Genomic DNA, 22,155 nt, shown 5'->3' with positions numbered 1-22,155 from the left:
TTACGCGCTGAGCGCCTCGTCACGGATCTGCTTGCGGCGCAGGTAGCCGTCGACCGCGCCGACCAAGGCGTGAACCCCGTCGATACGTGACGAGCTCTTGTCCCGGTCCGGCTTCACCGGGCGGATGTTGTCGTTGCCGTCGCGGATGATCTCCACGCAGTCGGCGTTCCACCGCAGCACCGGGTGCCCGGCGTGCAGGAGCGCCTTCTCCATCAGGAGCCGCTCCAGCTCCTTCGCGGCCGGGCTCATCCCCAGGTACGTCTGCGCGATCGGCACGACCTCCCCGATGCGATGGTTGGCCTCGATGCGCTGGATCGACCCGCCGGTGAACATCCGGTCGTAGGACACCCGCTTGATACGGAAGCGCCGCGAGTCCGCCAGGATCTGCTTCTCGATCGCCGCGTAATCGATCGCGTCGCCCTCGGTCAGCGTCAGGAACCCGTCCCGCGCCCACTCCTTCAGCGGCACCTGCAGCTGGTGCTCCAGCTCCTCCAAGCGCCCCTCCGGCACCCAGAACCGGGGCACGATCTCCAGCTCGATCCCCGGCCTACGGGACTTCACCACCAGCACCCACGCCGACAGGTCGGACACGGCGGAGAGGTCCAGGCCTCCCCAGGCGTCCTGCAGCTTGAGGGCCTTGTCCGAGGAAAGCTCCGGCTTGCCCTGGTCCCACAGCGGCATCGGGAGCCACTTGGTCTTCATCGACATGCGGCGGTTCAGGTACAGGCGGCAGAACCCGGGGAACGCCGACGGCGTGGTCTTCGCCTTGTCCGCCGCGTCCCGGATGCTCTTGATCGACGGGAAGCCGTACCGCAGGCCGGGGTTGGCCTTGTGCCACGTTGCCTCGGCGAACGGGTCATCGCTCTCGGCGGCCGCCCAGATCACCCCGTAGTGCGACGGGAACGTGATCACGTTCGCGGCGATCCGCTTCGTGAACGTGTGCTTCTCGTCGTAGATCGTGAACTCGGCGCCGTCGTCCGCCGTCGTGATGTACACGATCAGCGGCTGGTCCCGGGCACCCGTACCGGTCTCGATCGCCTCGATCAGGTCCCGCGACTTGTGGACGTGAACCTCATCGACCACACCGCCGGACACGTTCAGCCCGTGCGCCGCCTCAGCCACCCGCGACAGCGCCCGCAGGATGCCCCCGTTGCGCCGGCCGACCAGAACTGCCGCCTTCGCGTCGACCGCCTGGCGGCCCTTGCGGGAGGAGAGCGCCATCAGCTTCGCGTCATTGAAGACGCGGGAGGCCTGCTCGCGGTCGATGCCCGCGGTATACACCTCGGGCCCGTGCTCCCGGTCCGCCAGCAGCAGCGTCAGCGCCACCCCTGACGACAGAGTCGACTTCCCGTTCTTCCTCGGAACCTCGACCCACGCCGACCGGATCACTCGGACGTCGCGCTGCAGCTCCTCATCGAAGAACAGCCACCCGAACACGGGGGCAATCACCCAGACGACCTGCCACGGGGCCAGCTTCAGCGGCGTACCGCCCCACCGGGCCTTCGTGTGCTTGAACGACTCGATCGCCCGCTTCGCCCGCCCGGCCGCCTCCACCGAGAACCAGGCACCCTCCTGCCGGTCCGCGTGAAACGCCACCGTCAGCGGCCGCGACTCCAGCGCCTCCCCGATCTCCTCATCGGTCAGGCCCAGTTCCAGCAGCGCCGCGCGCGGTACGGGCAGCCCGTCCGACATGTCCTCCAGCGACAGCCGGTCAGTCGAACACGCCGTCGTCATCGCCGCCCCCGCTCTCCGGCGGGGTCAGCCGTGTGGCCGCCGCCGGCGACAACCCCAGCTCCCCGACCAGCGAACGGAAGTGCGCCCGGTACTGGTGGATAATCGTGGTCCACGGGTTCTTCACGTTGCCGCGCTCCGTCGACACCACCAGGCCCTCAACCGACAGGTGCCGCTCCGCCTGGACCAGTCGGGCCCACGTCACGCAATACTCCAGCGCCGTGTCCCGCTGGGTGTTCGACAGGCCGGCCGCGATGACCAACATCGGCACCGTCCGCGCCCACGCGGCCGCGGCCTCTGCCCGCACCAGCTCATCGTCCGGCCCGTCACCCGGCAGGTGCAGCTCCCAGTCCGGCTCCACCGGGTCGACCGGGGCGAACTTCACGCCCTCCGACTGCCGGTCCTCCCGGAACGTCCCCTCACGCACCGCCTGAAGGTGCGGCTTCGGCTTCGCGCCACGAACGGCCACGCCAAACACCACCCCTCGTCACGCTATGCGGTTGCCGGTCACCCACAGGAACGGCCCAATCGGCCACCACGCGAGCCGCCCTCCCCGGCGGGCTGCCGGAGGCGGCAGGGGGAGTCACCCCCCAGGGTGGGGCGGGGGTGTCGTGGGCCAAGCAGCCTGGGCGGCCTCGTTGGACAGGTCGTAGAGCCTGCCTCGGGGACCGTGCTGGACGGTCTCGGGGCCGTGCTCGCCCTCGTACTGGATCACCACCGGGGTGTCGTCGGGACTGGTCAGTGTGGCCCTGGTGATCGCCTCCACGGCCTTCCGGATGACCTTGTCCCGGTGGTCGCGGCCTCGGCGGGCGAAGGTGGCGACGATCTGGATGGTCTCGGCGTCCTGGCCATCGCCGATCCGGACGTAGACGGGCGCGGCTGTGGGTTCGGGTTGGGTCATCGGGCGTTCCACCCTCCTGGTTGGTGCTTGGCTGTTTCGCTGCTGTGGCATGGCACGCAGAGCGGTCGCAGGTGCTTGTCCGCGTCGGGATCAGGGTCGCCTCGGCGTACCAGTTCCTTGCGTGACAAAGGGTGGTGGTCTGCTGCTGTGGCTGGTCTACCGCAGAGCAGGCACCACGGATGTGTGTAGAGGTAGGCAGCACGTCGCCTTGCCCATCGCGTGTCGTATCCCCGTTCGCTGCTACTGCCTCTCAGGGCTTCGGCCTGGGCTGTGTGGGTGGGGCAGCGGCCTTTGGTCACGAGGTGGGGGCAGCCGGGGATGGGGCAGGGTCTACGGGGGCGGGAGGGCATGGGGTGGGGCCCTTCCTGGGTGGGGGCTATGCCGTGCGGGTGACGCGTAGCCAGCTTCCGGCGCGGAGGACGGTGGCTGTGGCGTGGGCTGCGGCCTGGGCTCCCTGGATGGAGATGGTTCCGTTGGCGCCTGCGGTGATGGTGCCGAGGGGGGCGACGATGAGGCCTGCGATGGTGGTGCCGACTCCGATGGGGGTGTTGGGGTCGTACCGGGTGAGCCTGATGCTGCCGGTGCCGTCCGAGACGCCGAGGGTGATGCCGCCGGGTGTCCAGTGTCCGGTGGAGCCGGGTGGGGCGGCCAGGGTGAGGAGGAGGTCGGCGGCGGGGTCGCCGGTGACGACGAGCATGGCCTCGATGGCGTATCGGCCGCCGGCGGTCACGGGGAACGAGAGCTGCTCGTCGGCTTGGAGCGTGGTCGAGGTGAAGGGTTTGTCGGTGGCCTTGTCGAGGAAGCGGGTGGCGCCGACGGTGTCGCCGGTCGGGATTGTGCCCGGGTCGCCTTTCGCGCCCTTGAGGGAGGCGATCCACTGCGCCGGGCTGCCGATGTAGCCGCCTGCTACGGCGATGTCGTAGGCGCTGGCGCCGTCTTGGCCGTCGTCGCCGTTGTCTCCCTTGGCGCCGCGTGGCCCGGGTGTGAGGACGTAGTCCCCGGTGTAGGGCTCGGTGGGGGCGAGGTCGGCGAGGTCGATGGTGGGGCCGAGGGCGGTGGTGAGGAGTACGGGGTAGGTGCGGCCCTGTGCGTCGTCGGGGACCTCGATGACCGTGTGTGTGTATCCGGTGGGTTCGTACCCGGTGGCGTCGGCGACGAGGACGGTGAGGGACAGCTCGCCGTTGGTCCAGCGACCTTCGGCGTCGCCCTGGACGGTGTGGCCGAGGTCCGGGTTGGTGACGACGGCCGGTGCGGGGCGGACGATGACGCGGCCGCGCATGGGCCCGCCGTCGGGGTGGGTGCGGCTGCTGGTGATGGTGATGGTCTCGACACCGTCGGGGAGGGGCATGGTCACCTCCCGGGGTAAGACGAAGCCCCCGGGGCCGTGGGGCCGCTGCGGGGGCTTTTCAGTGGTTGTGTGTATGTCCGGACATGCGGAACACGGGGTCAGTGTGACATTGGGGTTGGTGCTGGTCAAGCGGCCTTGATGTGCGTGGTGTTGGTGAGCTCGTTGAGGTCGATGAGCGCGCGGCCGTGGCGGTCGTAGCCGTGGCGGGTGAGGGTGCCGCGGCTGAGGCGCTTGCGGAGGGTGGGGACGGCGATGCCGGTGGCTACGTGGGCGGCGTAGAGGTCCACGAGGGTCATGTGCCCAGTGTGCACGGGTGAGGCCCCACCGACGGGGGATGGCGGTGGGGCCTCGTGTGCCGAGCGTACGACCCGGGTCGGACAGCGGGGGCTACTTCGGTTTAGCGGCCTTCTCGGCCTGGCGGGCGGTCTGCGACTGCGCGTTGCGGCGGGCCAGCTCGGCGGTGCTAATGGTCTTCTCCAGTGCCATGATCGTGGTCCTGTCTCCGTGCGGGATGGGGCCCGGGGCGGCCGGTCGCCTGGCAGTGATGCGGCCGCCCTGGGGTGTGTGGCTAGAAGCGCTCGAAGCGCGGGTCGGCGGCCGCGTTGGCGAGCAGTGCGACGGCGTCGACGCGGGCGGGCGGGTCGAAGTGGTGGCCCGTGGGGCACATGAGGCGGCCGGCGCCGTCGACCTTGCCGTACAGGGTGAGCCCCTCGCTGGCGCCGCATTCGGGGCAGGTGATGACGGTGCTGTCGGGCAGGTTGATGACGCCCTTGATGGTGATGTCGAGGTCGTCGGACTGGGTCATGGGGTCCTCCTGGGGGGGGCTCGGGTCTGTCCCGGCTCCCCTCACCGCCCGGTCGTGCCGGGCGGATCGGGCAGGCGTCAGGCCGCGGTGGTGCGCTCTTCGGCGGGAGAGGGGCCGGTCTCGGCCTGCTCTTCGGGGGTAGAGCGGCCGGTCTCACCTGCGTCTTTTCCCTGGGAGAGGGGGTGCTCTTCCGGAGGGGGGAGGGGGGTGGTGAGGTCGGCGAGGCGGACCCCGGAGCGGCCCTTGATGTCGCCGATGGTGAGGCTCCGGGTGATGGGGATGTCGAGCTCTGTGAGGGCACCCCGGAGAGCGGTGTCGTCGTGCCTGGCCATGCCGGGGAGGAGGCGCATTGCGGGGTAGAGCTCGTAGAGGTGGATGCCGGGCCGGTCGCCGATGGTCTCGGTGAGCCACTGGACGATGGCGTCGCGGGGGGTCTCCGGGGTGGCGGTGGGGGGCTTCGGGGCGGCCCTCCAGGCGGCGATGACCCAGGCGGCGATGAGTACCCACAGGACGATGGGGGTGCGGGCCTCGGCCTTCCACGCGATGTAGGCGGCGGCGATGAGGACCGCGGATCGGGCGGCGGTCGACGTCGACTCGCCTTTCTCGGTGACCCAGCTGGTGATACGGGCGGTCTGGCGGCGGTGCCCGTCCGCGAGGCGGCGGCCGGCGCGCTGGAGCGGGGTCATCAGATGATCCCGAGGAGGCTGTTCCCGGCCTCGTTGACGAGGGGGATGAGGGCGAGGGCGAGGGTTCCGGCGATGCCGGGGCTCATGCCGACGGTGGCTCCGGCGACGCTGCCGAACACCAGCGGCTTGCGGCTGGTGTCCTTCACCTTCTTCCACAGGGCGAAGAGGGACACGAACGCGGCGAGGACGATGATCGCGCCGCCGGGGGTGAGGTTGGGGACTCCGGCGGTGCCGACGGCCTGGGTGGCGGTGCCGGTGGCTCCGCTGATGACCTTGTCGCCTGCCATGTTGCTGAGGTTGCGGACCCATCCGGCGACGGTTCCGAGGAGTCCGCCGGCGCAGGACGCGGCGAGGATGCCGAGGATGATGCCGGAGGCGAGGGGGGTGAGGCTGCGCCAGTCCTTGCCGGTCTTGACGGTCTTCTGGGCGTTCCACCAGCGCAGGAGGTACCAGACGAGGACGCCGAGGCCGATGCCGAGGCCGCCGACGGAGAGGGCGGTGTTCACGTGGTTGCTCCAGTCATGAGGCGCAGGATGGTGTTGAGCCAGGGCAGGGTGAGGACGGAGCCGAGGATCGCGGCGATGAGGAGTACGCGGCTGATCCATCCGTCGCGGGTGTGGTTGATGTAGGCGGTGGCGGCGAGGACGGCGATGTCGATGGTCCAGGCGCCGCTGGGGTGGCCGGTGTTGACCATGTCGGTGAGGAGGGTTCCGGCGCCGGTGGCGAGGCTGTAGCCCTCGTAGAGGGGGGCGAGTGCGGCGCCGGCGGCGGTGAGGTTCCAGACCGGGCGGGCGCCGGCGAACCAGCGGGGTTTGGCCGGGGTGTGTTCGGTGGCGGGGTGGTGCTGCTTGTAGGCGGGTGCCGGTGTGTAGGTGGGCGGGTAGTTGGGCGGCGGCGGGATGTTCCCGGGGGTGCTCATGACCGGTTGCTCCCGGTGATCTCGCGGCGGAGGTCGGTGGCGTCGCGGCGGGAGAGCCCGTACTCGTCGCGGAGGCGTTCGATGGTCACGGGGCGCCCGGTCTCGGTGACCACCTGCCGGTTGAGGGCGCGGGCTTGTTTCCGCAGTTCGGACGGGGTGATGGTGACCGGGACGGTGACCACCTGGCGGGGGTCCTGGGCGGGTACGGCGGTGGTCATCTTGCTGAGCGCCAGGGTGGTACGGGGGAACCTGTCGGCGGGCCACGCGATCGGCCGGAACTCTTCGACGGTGACCGGCCGGGTGACCACCTGCCCGGCGGTGGGGGTGAGGCGTTCGAGGGTGACCGTCGGCGGCTCGGCTGGTACGGGCGGCGGCTCGGGGGTGGTCACCTTGGTGCACGTGATCGGCAGCAGCCGGGCGCCTTCGGGTACCACCTCGGGCACCGGGCGGGTGGCTGGTACGGCGGCCGGACTGGTGGTCACCTTGACCACCGGCCGCGTGGCGGCGAGCGCCTCATGCACCTGGCGCATCAGGGCGCCGAACGCGACAAGGGCGGCGGTCGGGGGTACGGCGGCGACGACGTACTCCATCGGCTGGGCGCCGTCACCGACCCCGGCCACGTTCAAGGCGATCGAGCCGAGCGACCCCGTCGCGGCGAGGGCGATGGCCCAGCCGTCGACCCGGTTGCGGAGCGCGGCCCGGAGCATGAGGAGCTCCCCGGCGATGATGAACAGGTCGACGGTGGCCGGCCAGACCCAGGCGCGTTCGGCGTCGAGGCCGTTGGCGTCGGCGACGTCGTGGAGGTGCTCGTATGAGAGCCAGAACGCGGCGGCGGTCAGGAGCACGGTGACGGTGGCGGCCCCGGCGGCGAGCGCCCGGTCGGGTGCGGTGCGGGTCACCGGGGTTCACCGCCGTGGACCTGGAGCTCGTTGAGCTGGCGGGCGTACACGCGGAGGGTCGCGGCGTGCTCGATGAGGGCGTCGGCCGCGCGGACCAGGGCGGCGGGGTCGAACTCGTGCCACTCGTCCACGACGTGGATGGTGGCCATGATCTGGTTGTTGGTGGGACTGAAGGGCCGCCACAGGAACCCGACGGGCAGGGCGCGGACGGGGCCGTGGCAGGGGGTGAAGACGACGAGGTGGGTTTCGGCACCGGAGTGCTCGATGTCCTCCCGGTAGGCCTCGCCGGTGTGGTCGGCGGTGCACCAGTCGGGTTCGGTGACCTGGACATCGCCGTAGTCGGCGGTGGGGACGGTGATGGTGCGAGGGGCGCTCATCAGATGCCCCTCGCGATCTGGAGGAGGCGCAGCGCGTAGGCGTCGGCGGTCTCCCGGTCGTAGACGCTGGGGAGCGCCCGGGCGGCGTGCTGGATGGCCTCGTCCGCGATGACGGCGGGCAGGCCGTCGGTGAGGACGAGGGCGACGCCGTGCAGGTAGTCGTTGACCGTGTCGAGGGTGAGGGCCTCGAACGGGTCCTCGGACTGGAGGGCGGACGCGACGGCGGTGAGGATCTGCTGGGCGCGGGACGGCTCGGTGAGGAGGTGCCGCAGCGCGGTGTCGAAGGCGTCGGTCGTCATCGCCCACCGCCGGTGCGGACCCGGCGGAGCGCCTCGTCCATGTCCGGGTCGGAGTCGGTGGCCGTGGGGGCGTAGTAGCCGGCGGCGGTGGCCCCGAGGTTGCGGTTGGCGTACTGCCAGCTGCCGGTGTCGGCGGGCTTCTCGTTCTGGTTCCGCTTGAGCCGGTAGTGGTGGCTGACGGACTGGCGGGCCATGACGCGGAGGAGGCCGCCGATGTTGCGGACCTCGGTGATGCGGTCGCCGTAGCGGAGGAGGGCGAGGAAGGTGTTCTGGGTGAGGTCTTCGGCGAGGTGGGTGTCGGGGGCCCCGTACTGGTCGAGGCGGCCGAGGATGGTGTTGCGGACCATGGGCCGGTACTGGTGGTACGCGGCGGTGAACTGGTCGATGGGGCTGATCGCGGCGGTGGCCGCGGGCATGGGAAGATGCCGGTGGTCCATGAGGAGCCTCAATCTCTCTCGTGGGCAAGTGCCGGAGCGTTCGCTCGCTCCGGTGCGTCAGGGAGTCGGCCGATGCGCGCGCCCCTCCGGTGTTCGAGCACCGGGGGGAGCTGTTGGCCGGCTCCCGCTCTGCGTTATGGGGTTGTGGTGGGGCCCTTTCGAGTGGGCCTGGTCTGCTTCTTGATCGCCTGGTCGACGGTGGTCCAGCCCTTGCCGAGGTCCTTGGCGACTGCGTAGACGCTTCCGAGTTCGGCGACGCCCTCGGCGAGAGCTGCCGCCCTTCGTTTGGCTGCGGCGTTCACCTTGGTCTGGAGCTGTTCGAGCAGCTCTTCCTCCAGGCGAACCCGGTCTCGCCAGGGTTTCGCTTCCATCCCCCGAACCGTATCACTGGGGGGCCGTGATAGTCCAGCGCTACGCGGCATCACGGGCCTTCGCGTCCTCGGTGATCCACGTCTTCAACTGCGCCCACACGTAGGGCGGGTAGGCGGTGCCGCACCATTCGCACCGCACCGCCTTCGCCCCGGGCTTCAGGTGCAGCACCGCCCCGCACAGCACACCGGACGGATCGGTGGCCGGGCAGTGCCCGAGCCGCTGACCGCGCGACACTGCGGGGGTCGGGGCGATGATCGTGCGCACCGAGTCGACCAGGTCGCGGATGTCCTTCGCGAAGTACCCGGCGTTCGGCCACGACACCGCGATCCACGGCATGTTCGCCAGCAGCCCCGTCACGGCGGCCTGGAGGCGGCCCTCGACCCCGCCCGAAGGTGTGGCCACCGTGTGGCCACGGTCCCTGCGGACGTCCGCCAGCCACCGCTCTGCGGCCCCGACGATGCCGCCCGGGCCGCGCAGGTCGAGGATGTCCTCGTTGACCGGCAACGGCGCGGGCCCGCCTTTCCCGGACCGGGCCGTGGCGACACCGCCGGCGGGCGCCAGGAACGGGGCCAGGCCCCGGTACAAGGCGGGCAGCGACTGGACCCGCACCTCGGTGGCCTTCGTGCAGCCGATGCACAGGTAGCTGCCGGTCGGCTCGGGCTGGTCGCACAGCAGGCACAGGTTCATGCCGCGAGTCCTTCCGTGTCGGGCCACTGGCACCCGGAGAGCCCGGTGGCGTTCTTCTCCGGGACCTCGGCCAGCTGGTGGCCGAGGTGGTGCAAGCCCATCGCGAGGAGGGTGTACGCGTCGGCCATGTCGTAGCGGCCGACGCCGTCGAGCTCGATGCCGTACCGGCGGGCGACCTCGTCCCGTACCAGCCCTTTGGGTGCGGAGCCTTTCCCGGCGGCGTACAGGGCCCGGCAGGACGGCGGGACGATGGCGTAGGGGATGCTGCGGCGCCAGCAGGCGTGGCGGACCATGACGCGGAGCCCGGCCAGGTCCTCGTGCCGGTGGGCCACGCCCCCGCCGAACGAGGGGCCCTCGATGATGACCAGGTCGGCCTTCTTGATGAAGGAGGTCACCTCGTCCACGAGGTGGTTGAGCCGGGGGTGGCCCCGGAGGGTCTTGGGGCGGATGTAGTCGGCCCATCCTTCGCCTGCGACGCCGGTGCAGGTGAGGGAGAGGTCGAGGCCGATGACGAGGGGCCGGCCGGTCACGGGCGTCTCCTTCGGGGCGAGGTGGTGACACTTTCACCACCTTGGATGCTGGGTGGTGGCCGCCCTCGAATCCCGAGGGGGCGGCCGGTCTACGAGTTAGGCGTCGACGACCGGCGTCGGCGTGAGGGGCATGTCCCAGGTGCGGCGGGTCTCCAGGCCGGAGAGGGCGGGGGTGTGCTCGCGCAGTTCGCCGGGCGTCCACACCATGTCGCCCCACACGAACGCGGGCTCGACGCAGGTGGTGACCAGCCCGTTGGGCAGATGCGCCTCGACGGTGGTGGCCCAGCCGATGACCGGGCAGACGATCTCGTCGTTGCCCTCGTGCTCGCTGATGTTGAACGCAACGACCCAGTCAGGGGTGGCCGGAATCATGTTGATGACGTTGCCCTTGTCGATGTTCACGGGTTCTCCTCGGACTATGCGGCGAGCGCCGCGTGGGTGTGGCCACGGAGCGCGTGGCTGGCCTCGTGGATGTCGATGAGGTCGGAGACTTCTCCGGCTGTACTGCCGGCGGGGACCAGGACGCGCTTATATCGGCACAACGCGCGCTGCTTGGTGCTCGGCGCGCGGTCGCGGTGGCGGGCGGCCCGCTCGAAGAACGCGGGGTTCACCAGCTGCCGGGCGCGGGACTCCTGCCAGGCCATGGCCTCGGCGAGCGGGTACTCGTTGTCCACCCCTGGGGCGAGCACGCCCTGCGCGGGGTCGTGGAACCGGAGTCGGTAGGTGCCCGGCTCGGTGCCCCGGATCAGGAAGAGGTACGTGCTGGCCTTGAGCGGGATGAACCAGAGGCCGTCGTCGGTCTGGAGCCAGCGGACCGGCGACTCGTGGAAGAGGTTGACGTCTTCCCACTCGACCTGGCCGAGCGCCGCCGCCGCCAGGTCGTCCTCGTCGGAGGCCTCCCCCAGCGACTGGCCCTCCTTCGGTGCGCTGACGTCCTTGCCGGTGAGGTCGACGATCGACGCCAGCTTGTGCCGGGTCGAGGCGCCCAGGACATCGAGGACGAGGGCGTTCTGCTTGCCCTCATGGAGGCGGAGGCCCCGACCGACCATCTGGCAGTACAGGCCCGGGGACTTGGTGGGGCGGGCGATAACGACGCACGACGTCCACGGGGCGTCGAATCCCTCGGTGAGGACCATGCAGTTGGTGAGGACCTGCACGTCGCCGTTCTCGTACCACTTGAGGGCCGTCTGCCTGGCCTCCTTAGGCATGTCGCCCCAGATCGTCGCGGCGGTGATCCCCGCCTCGTTGAAGGCGTCGGCCATCGTCTGCGCGGTGGCGACGGTGGGGGTGAAGACGACGCCGGGTCGGTCGGAGGCGAACTCCTTGTAAGCGTCGGCGACGACGTCAGCGGCGCCGGAGTCGTCGAGTGCCTGGCCGAGTTGCCCGTCGGCCAGGTCGCCGTTGCGGGTCTTGACCTTGTCGAGGTTCAGTCCTTCAACGACGACGCGCTTGCCGCTGACGTCAACGAGGTAGCCGTCGCGGATCATGTCGAGAATGTCGAGGGTGAAGACGACCTCTTCCCAGACTTCGGCGAGGCCGCCGCCTTGGCGGGTCATGGTGGCGGTGAAGCCGGCCACGGGTACGCCGCGCCACGCCCCGAAGTGTTCGAGGGTTTCCATGTAGGTGCGGGCGGCGGCGTGGTGGCACTCGTCCACGATGATCAGGCCGATGTCCTGGATGGCCTTGCGGCGGCGTTCGACGGCCAGGGTCTGGATGCTGGCGATGATGACGTCGACGTCGTGGTGGTCGTTGTACTGGGCTTTGACGATGCCGACCCGGAGGTCGGGGCGGACCGCCCGGATCTTGTCGGCGGCCTGGTCGATGAGTTCCTTGCTGTGGGCGATGACCAGGGCGCGCCGGCCGTTGAGCTGGTTCAGCATGCCGCTGATGAGGTTGGCGAAGACCACGGTCTTCCCGGCGCCGGTGGGGAGTACGACGGCGAGCCGGTTGTTGTCGCTGGCTGCCCATCCTGCGGTGAGGGCGTCGATGGCCTTGACCTGGTAGGGGCGGGGGGTGAATTCAGGCATGGGTCACCTCGGCTCGCAGCGTGGTGGGGTTCACTCGCTGCGGCTGGTTACGCCGGTTACAACCTGCGTAACCGAGTGCGCAACCGCGCTTTGTGGCCCTGATCTGCTCTTTCTTCTCTACTTCTAGAAGAGTTACGTAAGTAACGTAGAAAGCAGGTAGGCGCAGGTAGGCGCATCTTGTCCGTGCGCACGCCCGCGCCTGCGCACACATGCGCACGCGCATGCATGCCCATGTTCCGCTGATCCGCGTAACTCCCCCCGGAGGGGCGCGATGAAGGCCCTGAGCTGCACATATGCCCATCAGGGCCGGTTGCGTAAGCTACGCAACCGGGGCGTGTAACCGGCCTCATGCCGCCTCCTTCAGGTCTTCTCCGAGGGCGGTGGGGGTGAAGAGAAAACACCTGGTGGCGCGCCCGTCGATCTTCACGACGGGGCGGTAGGTGGTCCGGCCGCGGTCGATGGCCTCGACCAGGTACCCCGCGGCGATCCACCCGCCGAGCACGGCGTCGAGCTGGTAGTCAGCGTCGTGCAGGATGCCGCGTAGCCGCTCGGGCAGGATCGCGATGTGGGTGCGCTTCTCCCGGTGCTTCACGGCGCCGAGCCATCCGCGGACCGGCTGGCGATCGTCCGGGCCGGAACCGGGGTAGAGCTCGGCGGAGTGCGCGGCGAGGTACTCGCGGACCACGTCCATGGCCAGCTCGGGCTGGTTGTCCGTCGCCCCGCCCGTCGTGAACATCTCGTTCCACGTCTCGACGGGCAGCGGGTCGTAGGGCAGCAGCCCCGTCTCGCAGGCCATGGCCTCGGCGAGTGCCAAGACGGCCACCATGGGGGCCCTGCGGCCGGTCATGGCGCTGTCGCCCCGGAACTGCACCGCGAGGTCCTTGTGGCGCGCCCGTAGCCGGTCCCGGCCGCCTTCGCGGGCCAGGCCTTTGCGGACGAGCTCGACGAACCGGGGTCCGGCGTGGCCGTAGTTGGCGAAGACGGCGTCGTGGACATGCCGGGCGGTGTCACCGTCTTCCCCGAACGGGGCCTCGGTGGTGCACAGCGCTCGGGCTGCGGCGCCCTGGTTGCGGGTGTAGGAGAGGATGCTGCGTTCGCCGGAGGAGAGCAGGATCGTCTGCCAGGGCAGTGCGCCGGCGTACCCTCCGGAGCGGTCCTTCCCCTTCTGCATCGGTAGCTGGTAGAGCAGGTAGTCGATGATGGTCTCGTCGGAGACGGCCATGGTCTCGTCGAGGAACGTGGGCAGGCCCCGGACGAGGTTGAGCCGCTTCTCGATGGCGAAGACGGTGCCCCGCCAGTTGGAGATCGCGGACGCGTTCTCGCTGGGGTCGGCCCAGACGCTGCACCCGCACTGCAACGCCGTCGTCTTGCCCTTGGTGGAGCGGGACGAGACGTCGACGGTGAACGAGTCGAGGCCGAGCGGGCCTAGGAGCGGGGCGGCCAGGGACGCGGCGATGACGACCCTGGGCACCCGGTGGTGTTCCAGGAGTCCTACGGCGGTACGCCACTCGTCCAAGGTTCCGGAGGTGTGGAATGCCTGGGCGGGCAACCGCTGCTCGTCGTAGCGGACTTCGAGCTTGATGCCGGTGTCGGGCGAGGACACGAACGTGCCGTCCGGCTGCCACCCGAGGTTGCGGGCGAGCATCTCGCGTGGCAGGGCGTGGGTGTTGGCGGCCTCGAACTCGGCGAGCCACCGCTCCAGGGGCCGGGCATCGCTCTCGATGGCCGGGAGCCCGGCAGACCCGAGGGTCTTGACCAGTTCACGGCCGCGCTTGGCGATGTCCCGGGCGACGACCTTGGAGACCGTGCGGTCGCGGTCGGTCCACGACAGCTGGACGGACTGTTCGCCGTCGGGGTCCTCGTAGGCGCTGGTGACGACGATGGGCGCGTAGGTGAACCGGGACCAGGGGGCCTCGTCCTTCCCGGTGGCCTGGTCGACTCCCTTGGCGGTGATGCGGTACCCGCGCGGGATGGTGCACCCGGCGAGTCCGAAGGTGGTGCTCAGGTCGAAGCCGACGCGCGGCCGCTCGGCTGGCTCTGGCTCCGGGTCGGGCTGCCGGGCGCTGGTGCCCTCGATCGGCGGGACGGGTGCCGGGTTCGGAACGGACCGGAGCCGGGTCGGTTCATCGGGGATGTCGACCAGGTCGTCGAGGGTGTAACCGGCGGCCAAGTGGTCGTAGATGTCGGCCTTGGGGCGGTCGACCGCGCCACGGACGACGCGGATCTCCCGGACGCGTCCCTTGAGGGCGGCGGCCACCTTGCGGGCGTGCTTGATGCCGGGCTCGTCGTTGTCGGCGATGATGGTGACCTTGGCGGCCCCGTCGAACCAGGTGGCCATGCCGGGCCGCCAGTCCTGGGCGCCGCCTGCGGTGGTGGCGACCTTCCCGATCTTCTCCAGGGCCTGGACGCATTTCTCGCCCTCGTTCCAGAAGATTTCGGTGCCGTTCTTGACCGCCTCGATGAGCTTCGGCAGCCGCCAGGGGACGCGGACGATGTCCTTGAGCCCGTACTCCTTGCGCCCGTTGACCATGCGGTACTGCATGAAGTCTTTGCTCTTGCCGTCCTTGCCGGGTTCGCGGCGGTCGCGGCGGTAGTGCTCGGTGCTGTCGGCCTGTTCGTAGATGTAGGTGGCGACGACCTGGGGGCGTTCGGGGCGTTCCAGCGGCTGGTCGAAGAGGTCGGCCTTGGTGAGGCCGAGCCCGGCGATGATGTCGTCCTTGCCCTCTTCGCCGCAGACGTGGCAGTGGATGACGGCGCCGAGATTGCCCTGCCGGACGGACATGGAGGGCGTCGAGTCGGTGTGCATGGGGTTGCCGCACTGCGCCTCGTAGCCGCCGCCGGCCGCCTTGTAGTTGAGCCCGCTGCTGGAGAGCGCGTTGAGGACTCGGTCGATGGCGGCGCCGGTGGTGCTGTTCACGAACGGTTCTCCCGGGTGCCGCAGCGGGTGGGGTGGGTGGTGCGGATCTCTGCGGTGAAGGCGGTGACGGCGGTGGTGCCGTAGACGGGGCCTTCGGTGGTGCGGCAGAGGTAGCAGTCGTAGCGGGCGCGGATGTTCTCGGCGTCGATGACGAGGAGGCCGTTGATGCCCGGGGCCGGGCGGCCCAGGGTGTCCTGGGCCGCCACGGTGGAGCGCTGGGTCACGGGCGGGCCTCGCTGTCCATCTGGCCGCGCATCGTCCGCAGCGCGCTGGTAAGGGTGTCGAGCTGGGTGATGAGCTGGTCGACACCGGCCGGGTCGAAGGCGAGCCCGTTGAGGTCGCCGACGTTGACGTACACCTGGGTGCCGCTGGTGAACGACTCGTCGGCGCCGAGCCCGACGGCGATGGTGACGGTGTCCTCGGGGTGCCCGTCGTCGGACACGGTCACGGCGGTCTCGTGCCCGATGTGCTCGGTGTACGTGCCGCCGCCGTCGCGCTCCTCGTACTCGTGGGTGAGGCAGGCTGCGGTATTGCACCATGGGTAGTGGCCGGGGGTTCCGTCAGCGATCGTGACGGAACTCGCTTCGCCCGCGCCGAGGATGACCGCGAGGTGGTTGCGCTGGGCGCGGAGCCGGGGCAGGTACTGCTCCATGTCGGTGATCAGCCGGTCGGCCCCGGGGACGTCGAGCTCGACGTCCATCCACGGCTCGGCGTAGACCGCGAGGCTGTGCGAGTGCTGACCCGCGGCCGGGTTCAGGACGCTGCACACCTCGGAGAAGATGAGCGCCCCGGTGGCCCCGGGCGCGGTGACGCTGTACGCCTCGGCGCCGGGCTCCAGCGGGGCCTGGCCGTCGACAATGTCGGCGAGCGCGGCGACGGTGTCGAGGTGGCGGCGGAGTTCGGCGACCCGGGTGCGGGTCTGCGCGGGGGTGAGGTCGAGGTCGAGGAACCCGATGTACGGGCCGGAGCCCTCGGCCATGACGTTCGCGGGGAGAACCCGGTCGCCGTACCCGTCGGGGGTGGGCGCCTCGGTGTAGGCGGAGGCGTGCATGGTGTGGTTGCCGGTCTCGGCGCACCAGGGGTAGACCGTGCAGGTCTGGGTCTCGGTCATGCGCTGACCGCCTTGATCCAGGCGTTGCGGGCCTGCTCGGTGATGTCGGTGTACTCGACGCCGAAGGGGGCGGGGAGGTCGGCGACGTCGAGGTTGAAGGTTTTGGCGGTGAGGTACCGGACGAGGGTGTCGGTGATGCGCGGGTCGCGGCCGGGCGACGTGAGGATGGTGATCTTTCCGCCGTTGCCGATGTGGACGCCGCCGTAGAAGTTGGCGTCGGTGATCGACGATTCAATGACCTGGATGTCCAGGCCGGTGAGGACCTGATCGAGGGGCAGTTTCATGATCTGCGCGACGGTGACGGTGGCCCGGCTGATGGCCGGTTCCGCCTGTCCGGGCGTCGCCTGTCGGCTGTCGGTGGCCTGTGACAAGATGTCCATGGACGTTTCCTCTCTACTGTTCACGCGGCTGGGTGGGGCGTTCGCTCGAAACCGCTGGAGTTACCGCTCCGGCGGTTTCGCTGTTTCCGGGGATGAGCCCGAGGAATCGGTGGAGGTCGATGGTCCGCACTACTCGGCGTCGGCCGAGGCGGATGACCTCCAGGTCGCTGGGGAGCCGGTTCTCGGCAGCCAGCTGGTAGGTGGTGGACTCGGCGAGGCCGAGCGCTTTCCCGACGGTCGGCCACAGGGGCACGAGCGCGGGCAGGTCGAGGATCTCGGCGACCGAGAGGGCCGCCGTCATTCCGACTCCTGCGGCATCACGTCGCACGGGCGGCAGCCCAGAGCGTCCGTGATCTTCTTCAGGGTCTCCGGTCGCGGCTGACGCTTGCCGTTCTCGATGCGGCTGAGAGCGGGTCCGCTGATGCCTGCGATGGCCGCGAAGCGGTTCATCCCATGCCCCAGCTCGACCCGCCTACGGCGGATCAGAAGTCCGTTGGTCTTCATGCCAGGACAGTACGACACATCTGGCTTCGATGCCAAGCATTGACGCCAATGTTCCAGGTTTCGTAGCCATCAGGTTGGCAGAACGAGCGGCAACGTAGCCAGAACGTGCGGCTACGTCACCAAGACGTAGTGGACACGCGGCTCCGCGCCTGCCACAGTCGTAACCTGTACTTGATGCCAGTTGTTGACAGGAGTGGATGTGGCAACCAAGCGGGGCCCCGAAGCGTGGACGCGCCTGGGCTCGAAGATTCGTGAGTCGCGCGAAGCCCAGGGCTTCAGCCGTAAAACCTTGTCTCAAATCTCGGGAGTCTCCGAGAAGAGCATTCAGGTGGCGGAGGAGGGGCGCGAGCCGCGCGCCCGGTGGCCACAGTCGCTTTCACTAATCGAGGCCGGCCTCGGCTGGGCCAAGGGCAGCATGGAACACGTTCTCGACGGCGGTGAGCCCTCGTTGGCGCACACGGAAAGCGTGCCCCTCTTTGAGCTCGCTGATGACGGAGATCTGTTCAACAGAGAGGAACTCTCGGACCCGGTCAATCTGCTGAGGCAGCGACCTTCGCCCTACACGCGCTCTGTGATCCTTGCGCAACTGCCCCGGCAGGTCAGGGCGAGCCTCAGCGACATCCTGCGCTTCGGACGCCGGGCGCAGAATCACGGAGCCTCAACGAAACTCGTGGAAGAGTATGAGCGGGTTGTTGAGGCACTGATCCTTGACCTAGCGGCCAACGGGCACGGCTTCGAGCCTTCCTTCGAACCTGGCTCGCTGGCGGACTGGGTGCGCGCGGAGACGATGGACCCTCTGGTTCGAAAGACGAGGATGGAGCGGGAAATTGCAGCTGACCGAAGGCGACGCGCCAACCGGGCAGAGGCCACACAATTCGACGATGACGTGGTGCTCGATGGCGCGACTTCAGCCGAAGTGCTCGCGGAACTGAGGAAACTTGCCCTCGAAGTGGTTGAACTCTCGCAAAAGATCGGCGAGGGGGAACTGGAGAGGAAGATGGAAGGCGAGCGCACAGGCCAAGAGGAGTAGCTCATGAAGGGTTCGACGTACCGCCGTTGCTACTGCCGTGACGATGACGGCAAGGCCCTCGGCAAGACGTGCCCGCAGCTCTCCTCGCGCCGGCACGGGGTCTACGCGGTACGCCAGGAACTCCCCGCCCGCGGCGACGGCACCCGCCGGTCGTTCTCCCGCTCCGGGTACGACACCGCGAAGAAAGCGCAGGAGGACCTCGACCGGGTCCGGGCGCTCCTCGACCTCCCCGACGGTGACGACGCCGACGGCCAGGTCCGCATCGGAGATCTGCTGGAGAACGTCAGCAAGGACAAGAAGGCGCCGCTGCCCGACCTGGAGCAGACCCGGCGCCGCTTCCGTGCCGGGCAGTCCCTCACCAGCCGCCTCACCGTGGGCGACTGGCTGGACGAGTGGCTGGAGGCGAAGCGCCGGAAGAAGACGACGCTCACCGGGTACGCCTCCCACATCCGCGTGCACCTTCGGCCCCGCATCGGGCACCTCCAGCTGGACCGGCTGAACGTCGGGCACCTGGTCGAGATGTTCGACGCGATCAACGACCACAACGAGGTCATCGAGGCGGAGAACGAGGAGCGGCGCGAGCAGGAGCGCCGGGCGACATGGGGGAAGAGGTCCCGGCCGCCGGAGTCGGAGACCGCGCGCCTGGCCTCCGAGCGCGAGAAGCTCGCCGCGCTGCCCCCATACCGGCGGGTGACGGGGCCGGCGACCCAGCAGCGCATCCGGGCGACGCTACGGTCCGCGCTGAACTCGGCGATCTCGAACCAGATGCTGACGTTCAATCCGGCCTCGCACGTCGAGCTGGCGTCGGGCAAGCGGCCGAAGGCTCTGCTGTGGACGGCCGAGCACGTCGAGCGGTGGCGTGCCACGGGTGAGAAGCCGTCAGGGGTGATGGTGTGGACGCCCGTCCAGGTCGGCGAGTTCCTCGACCACGCCGAGCAGGACCGGCTGTACGCCTTGTTCTCCCTGATCGCGTTCCGGGGGTTGCGCCGCGGTGAGGCGGTCGGCCAGGCGTGGGCGGACATCGACCTCGTCAACGGCACGCTGCGCGTCTCGAAGACGATCATTCAGGACGGGTGGACTCCGGTGGAGAGCGACCCAAAGACGGAGGACAGCCAGGCCGTCATCGCCCTCGGCCCGGCGATGGTGGAGACGTTGCGCGAGCACCGGCAGCGGCAGGCCCTGGAGCGGGCGGTGTACGAGGAGAAGCGGCTGCCGTGGACGGACACCGGAAAGGCGTTCGTCCAGGAGGACGGGACGTGGCTGCACCCGGAGAAGGTGTCGGACGTCTTCCGTCGGCTGACCCGGGAAGCGGACCTGCCGCCGATCAACCTGCGGGACCTGCGGCATGTGGCGGCCACGCTGATCCACGCGGGCGGCGGCGACTTGCACGCCATCAAGGAGACATTGCGGCACGGGACGATCCAGCTGGCCGGCGACACGTATACGAGCCTTCTGCCCCAGGTCGACCAGGAGGTGGCGAGGAAGGCTGAGTCGGTCGTTCCTCGCGCCCGCCGTTCGGGGGTTCCTGGCACGGCCGCTCACGCACCGCTCACGCAGGAGCCCTGAAACGCCGAAGCGCCCCACCCTGGTCTAAACCAGTTGGGGCGCTCCGATGCTGGTAGGAACGTTCCTGCCAGTCACCACAGTGGTGGGGCGGGTGGGACTCGAACCCACGGCCGACGGATTATGAGTCCGCTGCTCTAACCGGCTGAGCTACCGCCCCGTCTCGGCGTGGCGCGTACAAGTGTGCGCACCGTCTGCCGCAGCATAGCCGGTCATACGATCTCTCGCTTCGGATGGTCGACTTCGCCTGATCTTGAGGACGGCGCTGCGTGCTGCCCGGTTGCAGGGGAGATCGAAGAGACCCGAAAGAGTCACGCGGGGGCTCCACAGGCGGTCCCGGACGGGCACGCGAAAAAGGACCCCGAAGGGTCCTCTTCCGTTCCGCTCCCCCGACTGGACTCGAACCAGTAACCCTCCGGTTAACAGCCGAATGCTCTGCCAATTGAGCTACAGGGGATCGCGCTCCCCCGACTGGACTCGAACCAGTAACCTGCCGGTTAACAGCCGGCTGCTCTGCCAATTGAGCTACAGGGGATTGCTGCGTTGCTTCGAAATCGTACCTGCCTGGCGGCTGCCGGGCGGCGCGCGTTCGCTGCGACACATACATTAGCGCAAGCAGGGGGGTGCTCCGCCAATCGGTATCGCCCGGGGTGATCTCGGGTGCTCGCGGGTAGGCGGGCTGCACACGTCGCACCAAGCGTAGGAAGGGTGGCAGCCATGCGGTACCGGCTCACGTTCATCGCCGGAGTGGCCCTCGGTTACGTGCTCGGCACGCGAGCCGGGCGCGAGCGTTACGAGCAGCTGAAGAAGTCGGCCCGGCAGTTCACGGAGAACCCCGCCGTGCGCAATGCCGCCGAGAGTGCCGCGCACAGCGGCCGGGACATCGCCGGCAAGGCGTACCACTCGGTCAGCGACAAGGTCGGGGACAAGGTGCCCGCCTCCGTCGCCGAGCGCGTCCGGTCGCTGAAGGAGCGCAGCAGCCAGAACGGCGGCGCCGAGGACGACTGGGGGACGACCAACACCTAGGAAGCCCGTCGCACAAGGCGGCTGTTACGGGAAAGTCCCGCGGTGCGGCAGAATCTCCGTATGGGCATAGTCGCGGGGCTGGACAGTTCTTCCGCCTTCACTCACATCGTCGTCTGCGACACGGACTCGGGCGCCGTGCTCCGGGAGGGGTATGCCGCCCACCCGGTCGAGGCCAAGGCCTCCGAGGTCGATCCGCAGGCCTGGCTGCTCTCCCTCGGTGAGGCGGCCTCCGGCGGGCTGCTCGAAGGTGTGCAGGCCATCGGTGTCTCCGCCCAGCAGCACGGGCTGGTCCCGCTGGACCGACAGGGCAACCTCGTGCGGCCCGCGCTGCTCGGCAACGACCGGCGGGCGCAGGTCGCCGCGGCCGATCTCGTCGACGCGCTGGGGGGCCGGCAGGCCTGGGCCGAGGCAGTCGGGGCCGTACCGCAGGCCGCGCAGCCCGTGGCGAAGCTGCGGTGGCTGGCGCGGACCGAGCCGGAGAACGCGCAGCGGGTCGCCGCCGTGATGCAGCCGCACGACTGGCTCGTGTGGCAGTTGCTGGGGCGGCCCGCCCGGCGGACCACGGACCGGGGCGCCGCATCGGGGACCGGTTACTGGTCGGCCGGGTCCGCCGCCTACCGGCCCGATCTGGTGGAGCTCGCCCTGGGCCACCCTGCCGCCCTGCCCGAGGTGCTCGGGCCCGCCGACTCCGCCGGGACCACGCCGGAGGGGCTCCTGATCTCCGCCGGGACCGGCGAGACCATGGCCGCGGCGTTCGGGCTCGGGGTCGCCGTCGGCGACGCGGTGGTGTCGCTGGGGGCCTCCGGGTCCGTGATGGCGGTGCACCACGAGGCGCTCGCCGACCCGCACGGGATGATCACCTCCTTCGCCGACGCCACCGGGATGCACCTGCCGGTGGTCCATGTCTCCAATGCCGTACGCGCGTTGCGCGGGACCACCGAGATGCTCGGCCTGGACGGGCTGGAGGAGCTGTCGGCGCTGGCCCTGAAGTCCACGCCGGGCGCCTCCGGTCTCGTACTGCTGCCGTACCTGGAAGGCGAGCGCACCCCGCAGCTCCCGCACACCGCCGGCACTCTCAGCGGACTGCGGCGTGAGTCGATGAAGCCGGAGCACCTGGCGCGGGCCGCGTTCGAGGGGATGCTCTGCTCGCTGGCCGACGCCCTGGACGTTCTGCGCGGGCGGGGGGTGGAGGTGCGGCGCGTGTTCCTGCTGGGTGCGGCCGCCGAGCTGCCCGCCGTACAGGCACTGGCTCCGGCGGTGTTCGGCACGCAGGTCGTCGTACCGCAGCCCGCCCAGTACGCGGCGCTCGGTGCGGCCCGGCAGGCGGCGTGGGCGCTCGGGGTCTCGCAGGGCACCCTCGACCCGCGCACCCCCCCGGCCTGGCAGGGCGCCTCCGCCCAGGTGCTGGAGCCGGGCGAGGAGCTCGCGGTCGGGCGGGCGGTGCGCCAGCAGTACGGGGCGACTCGGGATCAGATCCATCCCGGGGCTTTCGGCGGGGCGCAGTAGAAGGACGGCCGGTAGGAGGACGGGACCCGCTCCAGCCTTGACCGGAGTTTGGGGAAAAGGGTTCGCCGCTGGAGTACGGCGTACGCGAAACTTGGTCGGC

General features: G+C 69.9%; 28 protein-coding genes and 3 tRNA genes. 4 read left to right on the top strand and 27 right to left on the bottom strand.

Annotated elements, in window-relative coordinates; all coding sequences use genetic code 11:
- The 24 genes from R2B67_RS26220 to R2B67_RS26105 form a co-directional block, all read right to left on the bottom strand.
- Nucleotides 1–1,734 (bottom strand): terminase large subunit, encoded by a 1,734-nt coding sequence (locus tag R2B67_RS26220; protein ID WP_317821493.1) that lies wholly within the window; start codon nucleotides 1,732–1,734, stop codon nucleotides 1–3.
- Nucleotides 1,712–2,200 carry a P27 family phage terminase small subunit gene (locus R2B67_RS26215; protein ID WP_317821491.1) on the bottom strand — a complete coding sequence of 163 codons (489 nt, stop codon included), beginning with the start codon at nucleotides 2,198–2,200 and terminating at the stop codon, nucleotides 1,712–1,714. The genes R2B67_RS26220 and R2B67_RS26215 overlap by 23 nt, the downstream gene beginning before the upstream one ends.
- 114 nt (nucleotides 2,201–2,314) lie before the next feature.
- Nucleotides 2,315–2,632, bottom strand: a complete 318-nt coding sequence (locus tag R2B67_RS26210; protein WP_317821489.1) for a hypothetical protein — start codon at nucleotides 2,630–2,632, stop codon at nucleotides 2,315–2,317.
- 376 nt (nucleotides 2,633–3,008) lie between these two features.
- On the bottom strand, nucleotides 3,009–3,980 hold the full coding sequence (locus R2B67_RS26205) for a hypothetical protein (protein ID WP_317821487.1): 972 nt from the start codon (nucleotides 3,978–3,980) through the stop codon (nucleotides 3,009–3,011).
- Between the two features lie 125 nt (nucleotides 3,981–4,105).
- Nucleotides 4,106–4,276 carry a hypothetical protein gene (locus R2B67_RS26200; RefSeq protein WP_317821485.1) on the bottom strand — a complete coding sequence of 57 codons (171 nt, stop codon included), beginning with the start codon at nucleotides 4,274–4,276 and terminating at the stop codon, nucleotides 4,106–4,108.
- A 272-nt stretch (nucleotides 4,277–4,548) separates the two neighbouring features.
- Nucleotides 4,549–4,785, bottom strand: coding sequence for a hypothetical protein (locus R2B67_RS26195; protein WP_317821483.1), 237 nt, complete (start codon nucleotides 4,783–4,785; stop codon nucleotides 4,549–4,551).
- A 77-nt stretch (nucleotides 4,786–4,862) separates the two neighbouring features.
- Nucleotides 4,863–5,471 carry a hypothetical protein gene (locus tag R2B67_RS26190; RefSeq protein WP_317821481.1) on the bottom strand — a complete coding sequence of 203 codons (609 nt, stop codon included), beginning with the start codon at nucleotides 5,469–5,471 and terminating at the stop codon, nucleotides 4,863–4,865.
- Nucleotides 5,471–5,977, bottom strand: a complete 507-nt coding sequence (locus tag R2B67_RS26185) for a hypothetical protein (protein ID WP_317821479.1) — start codon at nucleotides 5,975–5,977, stop codon at nucleotides 5,471–5,473. The genes R2B67_RS26190 and R2B67_RS26185 overlap by 1 nt, the downstream gene beginning before the upstream one ends.
- Nucleotides 5,974–6,390 (bottom strand): hypothetical protein, encoded by a 417-nt coding sequence (locus R2B67_RS26180; RefSeq protein ID WP_317821474.1) that lies wholly within the window; start codon nucleotides 6,388–6,390, stop codon nucleotides 5,974–5,976. Before R2B67_RS26180 ends, R2B67_RS26185 begins: the two co-directional genes overlap by 4 nt.
- Nucleotides 6,387–7,289 carry a DUF2637 domain-containing protein gene (locus tag R2B67_RS26175; RefSeq protein WP_317821473.1) on the bottom strand — a complete coding sequence of 301 codons (903 nt, stop codon included), beginning with the start codon at nucleotides 7,287–7,289 and terminating at the stop codon, nucleotides 6,387–6,389. Before R2B67_RS26175 ends, R2B67_RS26180 begins: the two co-directional genes overlap by 4 nt.
- Nucleotides 7,286–7,666 carry a DUF6907 domain-containing protein gene (locus tag R2B67_RS26170; RefSeq protein ID WP_317821472.1) on the bottom strand — a complete coding sequence of 127 codons (381 nt, stop codon included), beginning with the start codon at nucleotides 7,664–7,666 and terminating at the stop codon, nucleotides 7,286–7,288. The genes R2B67_RS26175 and R2B67_RS26170 overlap by 4 nt, the downstream gene beginning before the upstream one ends.
- A complete protein-coding gene (locus R2B67_RS26165; RefSeq protein WP_317821470.1) occupies nucleotides 7,666–7,965 on the bottom strand; it encodes a hypothetical protein in 300 nt (99 codons plus the stop codon). The genes R2B67_RS26170 and R2B67_RS26165 overlap by 1 nt, the downstream gene beginning before the upstream one ends.
- Entirely contained in the window at nucleotides 7,962–8,381 is a 420-nt protein-coding gene (locus R2B67_RS26160) for an RNA polymerase sigma factor (protein ID WP_317821468.1), read from the bottom strand. The genes R2B67_RS26165 and R2B67_RS26160 overlap by 4 nt, the downstream gene beginning before the upstream one ends.
- A 155-nt stretch (nucleotides 8,382–8,536) precedes the next feature.
- The gene (locus R2B67_RS26155; protein WP_317821467.1) at nucleotides 8,537–8,773 is read right to left on the bottom strand and encodes a hypothetical protein; all 237 of its coding nucleotides are present in this window, start codon (nucleotides 8,771–8,773) and stop codon (nucleotides 8,537–8,539) included.
- 40 nt (nucleotides 8,774–8,813) lie between these two features.
- A complete protein-coding gene (locus R2B67_RS26150; protein WP_317821466.1) occupies nucleotides 8,814–9,461 on the bottom strand; it encodes a zinc finger domain-containing protein in 648 nt (215 codons plus the stop codon).
- Nucleotides 9,458–9,991, bottom strand: coding sequence for a hypothetical protein (locus R2B67_RS26145; RefSeq protein ID WP_317821464.1), 534 nt, complete (start codon nucleotides 9,989–9,991; stop codon nucleotides 9,458–9,460). Before R2B67_RS26145 ends, R2B67_RS26150 begins: the two co-directional genes overlap by 4 nt.
- 96 nt (nucleotides 9,992–10,087) lie before the next feature.
- Nucleotides 10,088–10,393: a hypothetical protein gene (locus tag R2B67_RS26140; protein WP_317821462.1), complete on the bottom strand. Its 306-nt coding sequence runs from the start codon at nucleotides 10,391–10,393 to the stop codon at nucleotides 10,088–10,090.
- A gap of 14 nt (nucleotides 10,394–10,407) precedes the next feature.
- Entirely contained in the window at nucleotides 10,408–12,018 is a 1,611-nt protein-coding gene (locus R2B67_RS26135; protein ID WP_317821459.1) for a DEAD/DEAH box helicase, read from the bottom strand.
- A gap of 346 nt (nucleotides 12,019–12,364) precedes the next feature.
- Nucleotides 12,365–14,935 carry a DUF927 domain-containing protein gene (locus R2B67_RS26130; RefSeq protein ID WP_317821458.1) on the bottom strand — a complete coding sequence of 857 codons (2,571 nt, stop codon included), beginning with the start codon at nucleotides 14,933–14,935 and terminating at the stop codon, nucleotides 12,365–12,367.
- Nucleotides 14,932–15,159 carry a hypothetical protein gene (locus R2B67_RS26125; RefSeq protein ID WP_317821456.1) on the bottom strand — a complete coding sequence of 76 codons (228 nt, stop codon included), beginning with the start codon at nucleotides 15,157–15,159 and terminating at the stop codon, nucleotides 14,932–14,934. The genes R2B67_RS26130 and R2B67_RS26125 overlap by 4 nt, the downstream gene beginning before the upstream one ends.
- Nucleotides 15,156–16,046, bottom strand: a complete 891-nt coding sequence (locus tag R2B67_RS26120; protein WP_317821455.1) for a DUF6907 domain-containing protein — start codon at nucleotides 16,044–16,046, stop codon at nucleotides 15,156–15,158. Before R2B67_RS26120 ends, R2B67_RS26125 begins: the two co-directional genes overlap by 4 nt.
- Complete coding sequence (locus R2B67_RS26115) at nucleotides 16,043–16,426, bottom strand: hypothetical protein (RefSeq protein WP_317821454.1); 384 nt, start codon at nucleotides 16,424–16,426, stop codon at nucleotides 16,043–16,045. Before R2B67_RS26115 ends, R2B67_RS26120 begins: the two co-directional genes overlap by 4 nt.
- 13 nt (nucleotides 16,427–16,439) lie before the next feature.
- A complete protein-coding gene (locus tag R2B67_RS26110) occupies nucleotides 16,440–16,727 on the bottom strand; it encodes a DNA-binding protein (RefSeq protein WP_317821452.1) in 288 nt (95 codons plus the stop codon).
- The gene (locus tag R2B67_RS26105) at nucleotides 16,724–16,930 is read right to left on the bottom strand and encodes a helix-turn-helix domain-containing protein (protein ID WP_317821450.1); all 207 of its coding nucleotides are present in this window, start codon (nucleotides 16,928–16,930) and stop codon (nucleotides 16,724–16,726) included. The genes R2B67_RS26110 and R2B67_RS26105 overlap by 4 nt, the downstream gene beginning before the upstream one ends.
- A 199-nt stretch (nucleotides 16,931–17,129) precedes the next feature.
- Here R2B67_RS26105 and R2B67_RS26100 point away from each other — a divergent pair, with 199 nt between their 5' ends.
- Together R2B67_RS26100 and R2B67_RS26095 are read left to right on the top strand one after the other, a co-directional pair.
- Complete coding sequence (locus R2B67_RS26100; RefSeq protein WP_317821449.1) at nucleotides 17,130–17,960, top strand: helix-turn-helix domain-containing protein; 831 nt, start codon at nucleotides 17,130–17,132, stop codon at nucleotides 17,958–17,960.
- Nucleotides 17,961–17,963: 3 nt separating this feature from the next.
- On the top strand, nucleotides 17,964–19,526 hold the full coding sequence (locus R2B67_RS26095) for a site-specific integrase (protein WP_317821447.1): 1,563 nt from the start codon (nucleotides 17,964–17,966) through the stop codon (nucleotides 19,524–19,526).
- A gap of 80 nt (nucleotides 19,527–19,606) precedes the next feature.
- On the opposite strand, the gene R2B67_RS26090 is transcribed toward R2B67_RS26095, so the two are convergent.
- From R2B67_RS26090 to R2B67_RS26080, 3 genes are all read right to left on the bottom strand, one after another.
- Nucleotides 19,607–19,683, bottom strand: a tRNA-Ile gene (locus tag R2B67_RS26090).
- Between the two features lie 224 nt (nucleotides 19,684–19,907).
- A tRNA-Asn gene (locus R2B67_RS26085) sits at nucleotides 19,908–19,980 on the bottom strand.
- A gap of 5 nt (nucleotides 19,981–19,985) precedes the next feature.
- Nucleotides 19,986–20,058, bottom strand: a tRNA-Asn gene (locus R2B67_RS26080).
- 182 nt (nucleotides 20,059–20,240) lie between these two features.
- Between R2B67_RS26080 and R2B67_RS26075 the strand changes: the two genes are divergently transcribed.
- Together R2B67_RS26075 and R2B67_RS26070 are read left to right on the top strand one after the other, a co-directional pair.
- The gene (locus tag R2B67_RS26075; protein ID WP_030564731.1) at nucleotides 20,241–20,549 is read left to right on the top strand and encodes a hypothetical protein; all 309 of its coding nucleotides are present in this window, start codon (nucleotides 20,241–20,243) and stop codon (nucleotides 20,547–20,549) included.
- Between the two features lie 60 nt (nucleotides 20,550–20,609).
- Nucleotides 20,610–22,055: an FGGY family carbohydrate kinase gene (locus R2B67_RS26070; RefSeq protein ID WP_018511649.1), complete on the top strand. Its 1,446-nt coding sequence runs from the start codon at nucleotides 20,610–20,612 to the stop codon at nucleotides 22,053–22,055.
- Nucleotides 22,056–22,155: the final 100 nt, after the last annotated feature.

Source organism: Streptomyces cyaneofuscatus, from assembly GCF_033109485.1.
GTDB classification, from domain to species: domain Bacteria; phylum Actinomycetota; class Actinomycetes; order Streptomycetales; family Streptomycetaceae; genus Streptomyces; species Streptomyces cyaneofuscatus.
The sequence above is the reverse complement of the archived record's forward strand: the minus strand, read 5'-3'. Positions and strand labels throughout refer to the sequence as shown.

Coding starts and splice junctions, on each gene's coding strand:
- R2B67_RS26220 (WP_317821493.1), bottom strand. CDS start 1,734: ATGACGACGGCGTGTTCGACTGACCGGCTGTCGCTGGAGGACATGTCG.
- R2B67_RS26210 (WP_317821489.1), bottom strand. CDS start 2,632: ATGACCCAACCCGAACCCACAGCCGCGCCCGTCTACGTCCGGATCGGC.
- R2B67_RS26205 (WP_317821487.1), bottom strand. CDS start 3,980: ATGCCCCTCCCCGACGGTGTCGAGACCATCACCATCACCAGCAGCCGC.
- R2B67_RS26200 (WP_317821485.1), bottom strand. CDS start 4,276: ATGACCCTCGTGGACCTCTACGCCGCCCACGTAGCCACCGGCATCGCC.
- R2B67_RS26195 (WP_317821483.1), bottom strand. CDS start 4,785: ATGACCCAGTCCGACGACCTCGACATCACCATCAAGGGCGTCATCAAC.
- R2B67_RS26190 (WP_317821481.1), bottom strand. CDS start 5,471: ATGACCCCGCTCCAGCGCGCCGGCCGCCGCCTCGCGGACGGGCACCGC.
- R2B67_RS26180 (WP_317821474.1), bottom strand. CDS start 6,390: ATGAGCACCCCCGGGAACATCCCGCCGCCGCCCAACTACCCGCCCACC.
- R2B67_RS26170 (WP_317821472.1), bottom strand. CDS start 7,666: ATGAGCGCCCCTCGCACCATCACCGTCCCCACCGCCGACTACGGCGAT.
- R2B67_RS26165 (WP_317821470.1), bottom strand. CDS start 7,965: ATGACGACCGACGCCTTCGACACCGCGCTGCGGCACCTCCTCACCGAG.
- R2B67_RS26160 (WP_317821468.1), bottom strand. CDS start 8,381: ATGCCCGCGGCCACCGCCGCGATCAGCCCCATCGACCAGTTCACCGCC.
- R2B67_RS26155 (WP_317821467.1), bottom strand. CDS start 8,773: ATGGAAGCGAAACCCTGGCGAGACCGGGTTCGCCTGGAGGAAGAGCTG.
- R2B67_RS26150 (WP_317821466.1), bottom strand. CDS start 9,461: ATGAACCTGTGCCTGCTGTGCGACCAGCCCGAGCCGACCGGCAGCTAC.
- R2B67_RS26135 (WP_317821459.1), bottom strand. CDS start 12,018: ATGCCTGAATTCACCCCCCGCCCCTACCAGGTCAAGGCCATCGACGCC.
- R2B67_RS26120 (WP_317821455.1), bottom strand. CDS start 16,046: ATGACCGAGACCCAGACCTGCACGGTCTACCCCTGGTGCGCCGAGACC.
- R2B67_RS26115 (WP_317821454.1), bottom strand. CDS start 16,426: ATGGACATCTTGTCACAGGCCACCGACAGCCGACAGGCGACGCCCGGA.
- R2B67_RS26110 (WP_317821452.1), bottom strand. CDS start 16,727: ATGACGGCGGCCCTCTCGGTCGCCGAGATCCTCGACCTGCCCGCGCTC.
- R2B67_RS26105 (WP_317821450.1), bottom strand. CDS start 16,930: ATGAAGACCAACGGACTTCTGATCCGCCGTAGGCGGGTCGAGCTGGGG.
- R2B67_RS26095 (WP_317821447.1), top strand. CDS start 17,964: ATGAAGGGTTCGACGTACCGCCGTTGCTACTGCCGTGACGATGACGGC.
- R2B67_RS26075 (WP_030564731.1), top strand. CDS start 20,241: ATGCGGTACCGGCTCACGTTCATCGCCGGAGTGGCCCTCGGTTACGTG.
- R2B67_RS26070 (WP_018511649.1), top strand. CDS start 20,610: ATGGGCATAGTCGCGGGGCTGGACAGTTCTTCCGCCTTCACTCACATC.